The organism is Agrococcus sp. Ld7, from assembly GCF_045064095.1.
In the GTDB taxonomy this organism is placed as follows: Bacteria; Actinomycetota; Actinomycetes; order Actinomycetales; family Microbacteriaceae; genus Agrococcus.
In genome coordinates, this window is record NZ_JBISGY010000037.1 from 204,807 (window position 1) to 216,447 (window position 11,641).

At 71.2% G+C, this 11,641-nt stretch carries 15 protein-coding genes; 4 read left to right on the forward strand and 11 right to left on the reverse strand.

Annotation, left to right across the window (positions count from 1 at the left end; genetic code table 11):
* Window positions 1-64: 64 nt before the first annotated feature.
* From ACJJVL_RS13405 to ACJJVL_RS13450, 10 genes are all read right to left on the reverse strand, one after another.
* Window positions 65-1,228, reverse strand: coding sequence for a DNA polymerase III subunit delta' (locus tag ACJJVL_RS13405; RefSeq protein WP_405219452.1), 1,164 nt, complete (start codon window positions 1,226-1,228; stop codon window positions 65-67).
* A gap of 23 nt (window positions 1,229-1,251) precedes the next feature.
* Window positions 1,252-1,884, reverse strand: coding sequence for a dTMP kinase (tmk, locus tag ACJJVL_RS13410; protein WP_405219454.1), 633 nt, complete (start codon window positions 1,882-1,884; stop codon window positions 1,252-1,254).
* A complete protein-coding gene (gene topA, locus ACJJVL_RS13415; protein ID WP_405219723.1) occupies window positions 1,881-4,703 on the reverse strand; it encodes a type I DNA topoisomerase in 2,823 nt (940 codons plus the stop codon). The genes tmk and topA overlap by 4 nt, the downstream gene beginning before the upstream one ends.
* 136 nt (window positions 4,704-4,839) lie before the next feature.
* Window positions 4,840-5,193, reverse strand: coding sequence for an Rv3654c family TadE-like protein (locus ACJJVL_RS13420; protein WP_405219456.1), 354 nt, complete (start codon window positions 5,191-5,193; stop codon window positions 4,840-4,842).
* 143 nt (window positions 5,194-5,336) lie between these two features.
* The gene (locus ACJJVL_RS13425; protein WP_405219458.1) at window positions 5,337-5,618 is read right to left on the reverse strand and encodes a hypothetical protein; all 282 of its coding nucleotides are present in this window, start codon (window positions 5,616-5,618) and stop codon (window positions 5,337-5,339) included.
* Window positions 5,619-5,643: 25 nt separating this feature from the next.
* Window positions 5,644-5,817, reverse strand: a complete 174-nt coding sequence (locus ACJJVL_RS13430) for a DUF4244 domain-containing protein (protein WP_405219460.1) — start codon at window positions 5,815-5,817, stop codon at window positions 5,644-5,646.
* Between the two features lie 298 nt (window positions 5,818-6,115).
* The gene (locus ACJJVL_RS13435) at window positions 6,116-6,943 is read right to left on the reverse strand and encodes a type II secretion system F family protein (protein ID WP_405219462.1); all 828 of its coding nucleotides are present in this window, start codon (window positions 6,941-6,943) and stop codon (window positions 6,116-6,118) included.
* Complete coding sequence (locus tag ACJJVL_RS13440) at window positions 6,940-7,968, reverse strand: TadA family conjugal transfer-associated ATPase (RefSeq protein WP_405219464.1); 1,029 nt, start codon at window positions 7,966-7,968, stop codon at window positions 6,940-6,942. Before ACJJVL_RS13440 ends, ACJJVL_RS13435 begins: the two co-directional genes overlap by 4 nt.
* A 219-nt stretch (window positions 7,969-8,187) precedes the next feature.
* Entirely contained in the window at window positions 8,188-9,375 is a 1,188-nt protein-coding gene (locus ACJJVL_RS13445; RefSeq protein WP_405219466.1) for a histidine kinase, read from the reverse strand.
* A 31-nt stretch (window positions 9,376-9,406) separates the two neighbouring features.
* Window positions 9,407-9,616 (reverse strand): hypothetical protein, encoded by a 210-nt coding sequence (locus ACJJVL_RS13450; RefSeq protein WP_405219468.1) that lies wholly within the window; start codon window positions 9,614-9,616, stop codon window positions 9,407-9,409.
* 117 nt (window positions 9,617-9,733) lie between these two features.
* Here ACJJVL_RS13450 and ACJJVL_RS13455 point away from each other — a divergent pair, with 117 nt between their 5' ends.
* Window positions 9,734-10,396 (forward strand): response regulator, encoded by a 663-nt coding sequence (locus tag ACJJVL_RS13455; protein ID WP_405219470.1) that lies wholly within the window; start codon window positions 9,734-9,736, stop codon window positions 10,394-10,396.
* Here ACJJVL_RS13455 and ACJJVL_RS13460 read toward each other — a convergent pair.
* Entirely contained in the window at window positions 10,393-10,593 is a 201-nt protein-coding gene (locus ACJJVL_RS13460) for a hypothetical protein (protein ID WP_405219472.1), read from the reverse strand. The two genes, ACJJVL_RS13455 and ACJJVL_RS13460, sit on opposite strands and share 4 nt — an antisense overlap.
* Window positions 10,594-10,791: 198 nt before the next feature.
* Between ACJJVL_RS13460 and ACJJVL_RS13465 the strand changes: the two genes are divergently transcribed.
* The 3 genes from ACJJVL_RS13465 (at window position 10,792) to ACJJVL_RS13475 (ending at window position 11,621) form a co-directional block, all read left to right on the forward strand.
* Complete coding sequence (locus tag ACJJVL_RS13465; protein ID WP_405219474.1) at window positions 10,792-10,980, forward strand: aureocin A53 family class IId bacteriocin; 189 nt, start codon at window positions 10,792-10,794, stop codon at window positions 10,978-10,980.
* Window positions 10,981-11,259: 279 nt separating this feature from the next.
* Window positions 11,260-11,445: an aureocin A53 family class IId bacteriocin gene (locus ACJJVL_RS13470; RefSeq protein ID WP_405219476.1), complete on the forward strand. Its 186-nt coding sequence runs from the start codon at window positions 11,260-11,262 to the stop codon at window positions 11,443-11,445.
* Complete coding sequence (locus ACJJVL_RS13475; RefSeq protein ID WP_405219478.1) at window positions 11,445-11,621, forward strand: aureocin A53 family class IId bacteriocin; 177 nt, start codon at window positions 11,445-11,447, stop codon at window positions 11,619-11,621. Before ACJJVL_RS13470 ends, ACJJVL_RS13475 begins: the two co-directional genes overlap by 1 nt.
* Window positions 11,622-11,641 lie beyond the last annotated feature (20 nt).

The following is an 11,641-nucleotide window of genomic DNA, read 5'->3' on the forward strand; positions in this document are numbered from 1 at the left end:
GTCTCGGAACCTCTCGCTTCGCGGCGAACGGGTCGGGCGCAGCGCGTGCTGCGGTCGGCTGCGCTCAGCGGCGCTGCGCCGCGCGAGCCGCCACGACGAGCATCGCCTCGAGTGCGAGCAGCGGCGGCACGTTCGCGCCGATGCGCTCGCGGGCGAGACGGATCGCGTCGAGCACATCGATGACGGCGGCCCGCGCGAGGTAGCCGGCGGCGGCCTCCACGGTCGGCCGCATAGCGTGGTTCACGAGCTCGCGCCCAACACCCAGCTGGCTCATGAGGATGTCGCGGTAGAGCGAGAGCAGATCCACCAGGATCCGATCGACGCCGTCCCGCATGCCGCGCTTCGCGCGCTGCTTCTGCGCCTCCTCCAGCTCCTTCAGCTGCCGACGGAGCTGCGGCGGCACCGTGCCGCCCGGCTCGATGCCCAGCTGGTGCATCGCCTGCGCTCGCTCCGCGTCGTCGCGCTCGGCGGACAGCGCGACCGCGTCGGCCGTGGCGATCTCGACGAACCGGGCGGCGGCGAGCACGGCGGAGGCGGCGGTCGAGACGCGCATCGCGATCTCCAGCGTCTCCGCACGCCGCGCGCGCGCCTCCTCGCTCGTCGCCAGCCGGCGCGCCATACCGATGTGGCTCTGCGCCTCCCGCGCGGCGCGCTCCGCAATGGCGGGTTCCACGCCGTCGCGCTCGACCAGCAGTCGCGCGACCTCGACGGGGTCGGGCACCTGCAGCGTCAGCGTCCGCACGCGGGAGCGGATCGTGGGCAGCAGATCGGCCTCGCTCGGCGCGCAGAGGATCCAGACGGTCTCCGGCGGCGGCTCCTCCAGCGCCTTGAGCAGCGCATTCGAGGTGCGCTCGGCCATGCGGTCGGCGTCCTCGACCACGACCACGCGGTAGCGCGACGACGAGGGCGCGAGCGATGCTCGCTGGACCACCTGACGTGCCTGCGCGATCGTGATCAGCACGCCCTCGGTCGCGAGCGTGACGAGATCGGGATGCGTGCGCGCGGTGACCAGCGTCTCCACCTCGGGCTCGATACCGCCGGGTCGTGACAGCAGCGCTGCTGCGAACGCGTAGGCGAGGTTGGAGCGACCGGATCCCGGCGGGCCGGTGAGCAGCCAGGCATGCGTCATCGCGCCCGAGGAGTCAGGGCCGCTCTGGTCGGCGGCGGCACGCTGCAGCGTCGCGACCGCCTCGGCCTGGCCGACGATCTCGCTCCACCCGCCCGACATGCGCACTCCCTCGGTTCCGCGGATCAGCGCCGCGCGTCGAGCATGGCACGCACGTGCGACACGACCGCCGCGTGCACTGCCGCAGGCGTGCCGGATGCGTCCACGACCGCGAACCGGGTCGGCTCGGCGTCGGCGAGTTCCAGGTAGGCGGCGCGAACGCGCTGGGCGAAGTCGAGCCCGATGTCCTCGAGCCGGTCGTAGGGGGCGTTCGCGCGCCCCGCCATCCGCTCGCGACCCTGGGCCGGATCGATGTCGAGCAGGATCGTCAGCTGCGGCAGCAGGCCGTCCGTTGCCCACAGCGACAGGTCACGGATCTGCCGGCCATCGAGCTCGCGCCCGGCCCCCTGGTATGCGACCGAGGAGTCGAGATAGCGATCCTGCAGCACCACCTCGCCGCGCTCGAGCGCAGGACGCACCAGTGTCGCCACGTGCTGTGCGCGATCCGCGGCGTAGAGCAGTGCTTCCGCGCGCGGCGCGATGTGGCCCTCGGTGTGCTGCACGAGCCGCCGGATCTCGACGCCCAACTCGGTGCCGCCGGGCTCGCGCGTGCGCACGACCGAGCGGCCCTGCTCCTCGAGCCAGGTCTGGAGCAGAGCCGCCTGCGTCGACTTGCCGGAGCCGTCGCCGCCTTCGAGGGTGATGAACGCGCCGGTCATGCGTCGGCTGGCGGCGTCTTCTTCGCAGCCGGCTTTTTCGCAGCCGCCGTCTTCGCAGCCGGCTTCTTCGCAGCGGTCGTCTTGGCAGCCGGCTTTTTGGCCGCGGCCGTCTTCGCAGCCGGCTTCTTGGCCGCGGCCGTCTTCGCAGCCGGCTTCTTGGCCGCGGCCGTCTTGGCAGCCGGCTTCTTCGCGGCGGGCTTTTTCGCAGGCTTCTTCGCCGGGCCCTTCTCGCGCTTGATCTGCAGCAGCTCGACCGCCCGCTCGAACGTGACGGCCTCGACATCCTCGCCGCGCGGGATCGTGGCGTTCGTCTCACCGTCGGTGATGTACGGGCCGAAGCGCCCGTCGCGCAGCTTGATGGGCTTGCCGCTGGTGGGATCTGCGTCGAACTCCTTCAGCGCGCTCGCGGCCTTGCGCGCTCCGTACTTCGGCTGCGCGAACTTCTCGAGCGCACCCTCGAGCGTGATCGAGAAGATCTGCTCCTCGTCGTCGAGCGAGCGGGTGTCGTCGCCCTTCGACAGGAACGGCCCATAGCGGCCGGGCCGCGCGCTGATCTCGGTGCCGGACTCGGGGTCGATGCCGACCACGCGCGGCAGCGCGAGCAGCTTGAGTGCGGTCTCGAAGTCGACCGTGTCTGGCTCCATCGACTTGAACAGCGATGCACGGCGCGGCTTCGGCGCGGCCTTGCCCTTCGCGGGCTTGACCGGCTTGCCCTCGTCGTCGAGCTCGACCGGCAGCGCCTCCTCGATGTACGGACCGAACCGGCCGTTCTTCACGACCACGTCGAGCCCGGACTCGGGATGCTGGCCGAGCACGCGATCCTGCACCGGCTCGGCCGCGAAGAGCTCCTGCGCTTTCTCGGGCGTGAGCTGATCGGGGGTGAGGTCCTCGGGGATGTTCGCCCGCTTCACCTCACCGTCGGGGCCCGTGCCCTCGAGGTACGGCCCGTACTGGCCGACGCGCAGCGTCACGCCCTCCGCGACCGGGATCGAGTTCACCGCGCGCGCATCGATGTCGCCGAGATTCTCGACCGTCGACTTCAGCCCGGGGCGCGCGTCGCCGCCGAAGTAGAAGCGCTGCAGCCACTCGTTGCGGTCGAGCTCGCCGTCGGCGATGCGGTCGAGGTCAGCAAGCACCTCGGCAGTGAAGTCGTAGTCGACGTAGTCGCCCAGGTTGTCCTCGAGCAGCTTGATGGTCGAGAACGCGATCCAGTTCGGCACCAGCGCGCCGCCGCGCTGCGTGACGAAGCCGCGCCGAACGATCGTGTCGATGATGGAGGCGTAGGTCGAGGGCCGCCCGATCTCCAGCTCCTCCAGCGCCTTCACCAGGCTCGCCTCCGTGTATCGCGGGGGCGGCGTCGTGGCGTGCGCCTTCTGCTCGAGCTCCGCGAGATCGACCCGGTTGCCCTCCTTGACGTCGGGCAGCCGGGACTCGCCGGAGGATGCATCCGCCTCATCGGCGTAGCGCGCGACATCCTTCGACTCCTCGTACGCCTGCAGGAAGCCTGGCTCGGTGATGACGGTGCCGGATGCGGTGAACTCGGCCGTGCCGCGGCTCGTCTTGTCGCTCGCGATCGTGATGGTCGCCGTCTGACCGGTGGCGTCGATCATCTGGCTCGCGACCGTGCGCTTCCAGATCAGCTCGTACAGGCGCTGCTCGTTCGGCGTGAGCGCGCTGCGCACCTCTGCGGGAGTGCGGAACTGCTCGCCCGACGGACGGATCGCCTCGTGCGCCTCCTGCGCCGACTTCGACTTGCCGGCGTAGTGGCGCGGGGTCTGCGGGATCGAGCCGGCTCCGTAGAGCGCTGTGGCCTGCGAGCGCGCCGCCTGGATCGCCTGCTTCGACAGCGACGGCGAGTCGGTGCGCATATAGGTGATGTAGCCCTGCTCATAGAGCGACTGCGCGACCGACATCGCCTGCTTCGCCGACAGCTTCAGCTTGCGGCCGGCCTCCTGCTGCAGCGTCGAGGTGGTGAACGGCGCGGACGGGCGGCGGCGGTAGGGCTTCGACTCGACGCTGGCCACGGTGAAGGCACTCTGCTCGAGCTCGGTCGCGAGCGATTCGGCCGCGGAGGGGTCGAGGATCGTACGGACGCCCTTGATCTGACCGCGGTCGTCGAAGTCGCTGCCGGTCGCGACCTTCGCGCCGTCCAGGCGCACGAGCCGGGCGCCGAACCTGCTGCCGTCCGCCTCGAACTGCGCGGTCAGGCTCGAGTAGTCGGCATGGATGAACGCCATGCGCTCGCGCTCGCGGTCGACGATCAGACGGGCCGTCGGCGACTGCACGCGGCCGGCTGACAGCCCCTGCCGCACCTTGCGCCACAGCACCGGGCTCACTTCGTAGCCGTACAGCCGGTCGAGGATGCGGCGGGTCTCCTGCGCATCGACGAGGGGCATGTTCAGCTCGCGCATCTCGTCCTTGGCCTGCTGGATCGCCTCTTCGGTGATCTCGTGGAACACCATGCGCTTGACCGGCACCTTGGGCTTCAGCACCTCGAGCAGGTGCCACGCGATGGCCTCGCCTTCGCGGTCCTCATCCGTTGCGAGGATGAGCTCGTCGGCATCCTTGAGGGCCTTCTTCAGCTCGGCGACGGTCTTCTTCTTCTCGTCGCTGACGACGTAATACGGTGCGAATCCGTTCTCGACGTCGACCGCGAACTTGCCGTACGGTCCCTTCTTGAGTTCGGCAGGGAGATCGCGCGGGCTCACGAGGTCGCGGATGTGCCCGACCGATGCCAGCACCTGGTAGCCATCGCCCAGGTACCGCTCGATCGTCTTGCCCTTCGCCGGGGACTCGACGATGACGAGCTTCTTGCCCATGCTCACGCTCACTGCTTCTTGGGGTCACGGACCCGACTGGGTCACGAGTCGCCACAATACACACGGTGTCATCCTGCGCTCACCGCCGAGTCGCCGCCGTTCGCTCGCGGCGCAGACGCACGGCCCGTCGGCCGCGTCACCGAGGCGGCCCCGCTCGTGCGATGACCGATGCGCGCCACGGTCCCACCGGCACGCTCGCCGTCACGGTCGCGTCGAGGCCGTCGATCCGGCATCCGTTGAGCTGCGCTCCGCTGCCGGTCGCGACGGCCTGTGCGAGGCCGCACGGGCTGCCGTCGGCAAATCCCGAGAGGGCATCCGCGGCCGCGAGGGCTGCGGCGTCGGCCGCCGACGCCGCACGCGCCTGGGCGATCGCCGCCGTGCCGGTGCCGACGATCAGCATCGCCAGCAGCAGCGCGGCCGTGATGATCGCGAGCGCGAGGGCGACGCCAGCGCCCCGATCTCCGCCCGAGTCCCACGGCTTGCGCTGCACCCGTCCCCGCGCACGCCGGTCGCTGGGGCCGCGACCCGCAGGGTCGCAGCCGTCACGAGACGCCATCGCCCACCGCCCGTCCTCGCGCCGCTCGTCGAGGAGGAAGCGGCCGGCAAGGCCGCTCCCGTCACGAGACGCCACCGCTACCGGCCGCCGCCATGGGCGCAGCTGCGCGCCGTCAGCTCCAGCGCTCCTGCGAGCACCTGCCGGCTGAGCACCGCGCAGACGAGCTCACCCTGCTGCTCGATGCGCACCGCCGCTCCCTCGCCGTAGTCGCCCGGGGCGTCGCCGCGTCCTGCCGCTCGTGCGGCGGCGCCTGCTGACTGCTCCAGGCTCACCTGTGTCGCGGCGGCGGCGACTGCCCCGACCGCGACGCCGAGCGCCAGCACCACGGCCGGCAGCGCCGCGGCGAGTTCGGCCGCCACAGCGCCGAGCTCGCCGTTGTGGCTGCTACTGCACGGTGAGCGCACGCTGAACCATGTCGGTGAGCATCCCGCGCACCTCATCGCTGCGCAGGATCACCACCAGCAGTCCCGCGAACCCGACGGCCGCCATCGTCGCGATGACGTACTCGGCCGTCGCTGCGCCGTCTTCCTCGTGCACCAGTCTCTCGAGCATCCTCATGCTCGCCTCCTCTCTGTTGGAGCCCCAAGGGTGGAGGAGCGAGACGCCCGCGGGTGCGGCGCTCGGTGCGACCTGTGGATGAGACGCCCAGACAGCGGCGCCGCGCCGCGCACGCGCGCCCGCCCCTCCCCCGCAATCGCGCCGCCCCCGTGCTCATCGCCGGTGACGCGTGTCAGGTTGCTGCTGTTTCTCGGCGCTCGGAGTGCAACAAGCTGACACGCGTCTGGGCGGATGCGGGCGGCGCGGGGGCGGGCGCGGGCGCGGGCGGCGAGGATGCCGGCGGCGCAGCGCCGCGGCGCTACGCGAGCGGGGCGAGCGCGCCCTCGAGCATCGAGAGCACCAGCGGCACGATCACGAGCAGCGAGAAGGCGGGCAGCACGCACGCGCCGAGCGGCAGCGCGAGCTGCACCGCTGCCCGCTCGGCTCGCGCCTCGCCGTCGAGACGAGCACGGGTGCGCGTCGCGGTGGCCTCGGCGACCAGCAGTCCGCGGACCGGCACCCCGGCCCGGCGCGCGAGCTCCAGCGCGGCGTCGACATCGCGCCATCCGCCCGCTTCCACGCCTGCCGCCCCCAGCGCGGCGACCGTCACCTCTCGAGCCCGAGTCGCCGCTCCCCCGCCCGCGAGCGCCACCGCGACCAGGTCGAGCGCGAGGCCCGGGGCGGGGTCTCCGCACGCCGCCCGTCGCACGATCGCGCGCGACCACGCCGTCGCCGCGACCAGCAGCCCCGCTCCCGCGAGCATCGACCAGGTCGCGAGCCCGCCGCTGACAGCGGCGCCGAGCACGTCGAGCCCCAGCGCCAGCCCGAACACCAGGCCGACGATCGGCAGCACCATGACGAGCTTCGCCGTCGCGCGCGGCCCGGCGAGCGCCGCATCGAGCGATCGCTGCTGCGCTCCCTGCTCGCGCAGCAGCGCCGCGAGCCGCTCGAGCGTCGGGGCCATCGGTGCACCCGTCTCCTGAGCGACCGCCAGCACCGCCGTGACCAGACTGCCGCCCTCCTGCGCGCCGAGCGTCGCCGCATCCGTGCCCAGCACAGACCAGGCTCGCTCGATCGGCAGACCGCCCGCGACCAGCGCGGCGAGGCGATGCACGACGGCCGCGGTGTCGTCCTGCCTGCCGCTCACGTGGCTCGCACCACCAGCCGCTCCTCGTCGAGGGCGAGCTCGCCGATCGCCGCGACGCGGCGCCCCTCGGCGCTCCGCTCGAGGTGCAGCACCGCGTCGATCGCGCTGACCGCCTGACGTGCGAGGGCTGCAGGAGTCAGCTTCGCGAGCGCCCCGAGCGCTTCGAGCCTCGCGGGCACATCGTCGAGCGAGTTCGCATGCAGCGTGCCGGCGCCGCCGTCGTGTCCGGTGTTCAGCGCCGAGAGCAGCTCGCGCACCTCCGAGCCGCGGCACTCGCCCAGCACCAGCCGATCCGGTCGCATCCGCAGGGCCTCGCGCACGAGCTGCTCCAGCCCGATCGCGCCCGCACCCTCTGCGTTCGCCTGCCGCGCCTCGAGCGCTACCACGTGCGGGTGGCGGATGCGCAGCTCGGCGACATCCTCGATCGTCACGATGCGCTCGGTCGAGGCAGCTTCGGAGAGCATCGCGCTCAGCAGCGTCGTCTTGCCGGTGCCGCCGCCGCCCGCGACCAGCACGTTGGCCCGTCCCGCGACGAGCGCGCGCACGCGATCCAGCGATACGAGCGAGAACGTCCCGCCTCGTTCGAGCTCGTCGAGCGACAGCGCCGCGACTCGCGGCAGCCGGATCGAGAGCTGCGTGCCGGCCACCGCCACCGGCGGCAGCACGGCGTGCACGCGGATGCCGTCGTGCAGCCGCACATCCACGCACGGCGTTGCCTCGTCGACGTGACGGCCGCCAGCAGCGACCAGCGCGACAGCGAGCGATCGGGCCCGTGCCGCATCCAGCACGAGCGGCACGCGCTCGGGTCCGACGCCGCGGTCCACCCAGACCGTCCCCGCCGCGACGAACACGTCGGTGACCTCGGGCTCGGCGACGAGCGGCGCGAGCTCCCCGAACTCGTGCAGGGCACCTCCGTCCAGCCCCGTTCGCGCGGCCTCAACCGCGAGCACAGCCGGCCGCGCACCCCCGGCGACGAACGGGATGCCCGTCCCCCGCCCGAGCGCCGGCCCGGTCAGTGCAGTCATGGCTCGGACGGTACTGCGGCGAGCGCGCACCGATGGCGGCGCGAGGGCCGCCTGTGGAGAAGCGCACGACCGCGCGAGAAGGCGGCGCCCACCTGGGGGGAGGGGGCGCCGCCGCAGGAAGAGGAAGGGCGAATGGGGGATCCGCCGTGCACCTGCTCACGTCGGACAAGCCGACGAAGCCATCGTAGGCGCTCGGCCCACGCCGTGCCGGAGACGCGCTCAGCCCAGCGGCAGTCGCACGTCGACGAGCCAACCGCCATTGGACTGGCCCGCCGCGAACGAGCCGCCGAGCGCCTCGGCTCGCGCTCGCATCCTGGCGAGACCGTAGCCGCCGCTGGGGATGTCCAGCTCGCTCGCCTCGACACCCGGGCGATCGTGCACGGTCAGCCGAACCTCGTGCTCCGTGCGCTCAAGGCCGATCGACACCGTCGCCCCTGCACCCGCGTGCTTGAGCACGTTGGTCGCCGCCTCTCTCGCGATCCGACCGAGCGTCGTGTCGAGGCTGGGAGACAGCCCATCCACGGTCGCGGCTGCGTCGGCCGGCAGCACCACCGAACCTCCCGTGGCCTCGATCTGCGCGCGGATGTCGTCCAGGCTGATCCGGAGCTGATTGCGCACGCTGTCCACATCGAAGTACGGCTCATCGCGCGACACCTGCGCGACGTGGAGCACGCGCCGGATATCGGCGAGCGCCTTGCGCGCAGCGTCCGATATCGCCTGCTCGGCGACCGCTCGAGGCTCGCGCTCGTCGGTGCGTCGAAGCACCTGCGCGTGCATGGCGATGATGGTGAGCTCGTGCGCGATGAGGTCGTGCAGCTCGTCGGCGATGCGGTCCCGCTCGATCTGCGTCGCGGCATCGCGCGCTGCGTCCTGCTCGACGAGCGCCCGAGAGAGCCTCCGCTCGCGGCCGCGCATCAGTCGCAGGTAGAGCCCTGCGGCCGAGGACAGCGCGCCCACGATGAGCAGAGTCACGACGTCAGCGGGCTCGCTGCCCTCGACTCGCGCCGGCGCGATGAGCGCGAGCACAGCGAGCGCGATCGTGTAGCCCACCGCGACCCCGCGGCTGCAGGTTGCCACCACCAGTCCTGCAGCCACGGACAGCACCAGCACCGAGACGATGCCGACGTCGAGCAGCAGCGCCGCGCTGGCTCCGGCGACCAAGAGCATCGCTGCCGCCGCGGGACGCCAGGCGAAGACCGCGAAGCTCAGCGTCAGCACAACCTGGGCGACGTCGCTGATGAGCGGGGCGGTGGAAGCACCGGTGAGCAGCCATGCGGTCTCAAAGGCCGCGATGGCACCGACCAGCGCCAGCAGCGCGATGCGGGCTCGGCGGCTCAGCAACCGGATCTCGCCCGCACTTCGCGCATGACGTCGTGTCGGTCGCCGCTCGGCTGCTCCAGTCCGCATGGGTCCACTCTGCCGCTAGGCCGGCGAGGCTTCAGCCACAGAGCTTCAGCATCCGGCAGAGACGCTCCCAGAAGATCTCCTGCACGGGCTGCGCCTGCGTGATGGGAGCGGCGCCGACGACCTGGGTGATGCTGCTCACCTCGTGCACCGGCGTCGCTGACGACGGCAGGGCGCCACCGGTCGAGACCACGATCACGAACACGAATGCGGCGGCTGCGCCACTCATACGACTCTTCGACATTGAAGCACCTCTCCTTGGGCAATGCCATGAGTCTTGCGGCCCCGCTGACCGGCCGCACCACCCAATGGTCGCGAATATCCGCGACGTTCGGAGCGTGACGTCCATACACTGAAGGTCATGTCACCGATCCGCGTCCTCATCGTCGATGATGAAGCGCTCATGCGTCACGCGCTCAGCGTCTTCGTGCGAGGCGCTCAGGACATGACGGTCGTCGGCGAAGCCGCGGACGGTGCGGCTGCCGTGCAGATGACGCGGGCGCTGCGCCCCGACGTCGTGCTCATGGACATGCAGATGCCGGTCATGAACGGGGTCGAGGCGACGCGAGCCGTGCTGGCCGCCCAGCCGATGACCAGGGTCATCGCGCTGACGACCTTCACGTCAGAGCGCTTCCTGGTGCCGGCCCTGCGCGCGGGCGCCACCGCCTACTTGGTGAAGGACACGGAACCGGATGCGCTCGTCGCGGCCATCCGGGATGTGCTGAGCGGTTCGTACGTGGTCTCGCCCCAGGTGACCAGAGAGCTCGTCGAATCCATCTCGCGGAGCCCGCTGCCTGCTCAGCCGGTGCCTCTGACCTCTGCGGAGGCACTCTCGGAGCGCGAGCTCGCCATCGTGCGCCTGCTCGCGAAGGGACGATCCAATTCCGAGATCGCCGGCGAGCTGCACATCTCGGAGGCGACGGTCAAGACGCACCTGGGTCGCGTCATGGCGAAGTGGGGCGTGCGCGACAGGGTGCAGACGCTCATCCGTGCCGCACGAGCGGACATCGTCAGCTTCCACTAACGGCTGCTGCCACCACGATTGCGGTTGAGGATCAGATGCGTGATCCCGGCCGCCACGAGGCCAGCAGGGACCGCGATGAGGCCACTCATCAGGAACGGGAGCTGCGCGAACGCTCCCAGCGCCACGGTGACCACGACGATCACCACGAGCATCGCGATCGTCGAGCGGGGGTCGGTTCGCATCGTTCGTTCTGTCATGCCCCGAACGTAATGCCCGGCATTCCGCGCCGCACCTGACCTTCGTCGCAGACCGCGTGCCCAATCGTCGCGAACCACCGCACCGGATGGGGGAACGACGCAGCGACAGCCGGTGGATCCGCCGACCGCGTCGGGCTTTCTACCGTGACGACGAGGTTCCGCACTGGCGCGGGATCCGTCGAGAGAGAGGACCCGACGATGGGTGCTGCTTGGAAGTTCGCGAAGTTCGTAGCCTGGCTGGGCAAGCAGGCTTGGAAGTACGGCAAGAAGGTGCCGGCGATGGTGCGCTGGGCGTGGAGCCACCGCAGCACGGTGATGCGCTGGCTCGAGCGGGGCCTCACGTTCTACACGATCGCCGAGCTCATCTACCGCGCCATCTTCGGCTAGCGCGCGGCACCGCGCTGCTCGAGCCCGTCTCCTGCCGGTCGCCGCCGGCGGTGGACGGGCTCGACTGCGTCCGGCACGGGCGCTGCGGCAGTGCCGGGAATGGCGCATCGCCCGGGTGCAGACGTCTGTTGCACCGAGCCTGGCCGAAGGTCGCCGCAGGAGTGAGCAAAAGGTGGGGCGGCTCGTGGACGGTCGGTGGACCCGCTCCAGCAGCCCGCTCCATAGCGTCGATCCCGAGGTTCCGCACTGGCGCGGAGCCCACCGAGAAAGGACCCGACGATGGGTGCAGCATGGAAGTTCTTGAAGTTCGTGGCCTGGCTGGGCAAGCAGGGCTGGAAGTACGGCAAGAAGCTCGCCAGCATGATCAAGTACGCCTACTCGCGACGCCCCACGGTCATCCGTTGGCTGGAGCGCGGTCTGACCTTCGCGACGATCGCTGAGCTCATCTACCGGGCCGTCACCTGATGATCGACATCGGCCCCTTCGCTCGCTGGCTCGCCCGGCAGGTCTTCAAGTACGGGCGCCGTCTGCCCGCGATGCTCCGATGGATGTGGGCGAACCGCGCGCGGGTGTCGCGCTGGCTCGCTGCCGGCCTGTCGTACGCCACCATCGCGGGGCTGATCTTCAACATCCTGTTCTGAGTCGAGCGAGCGCGGCCGGC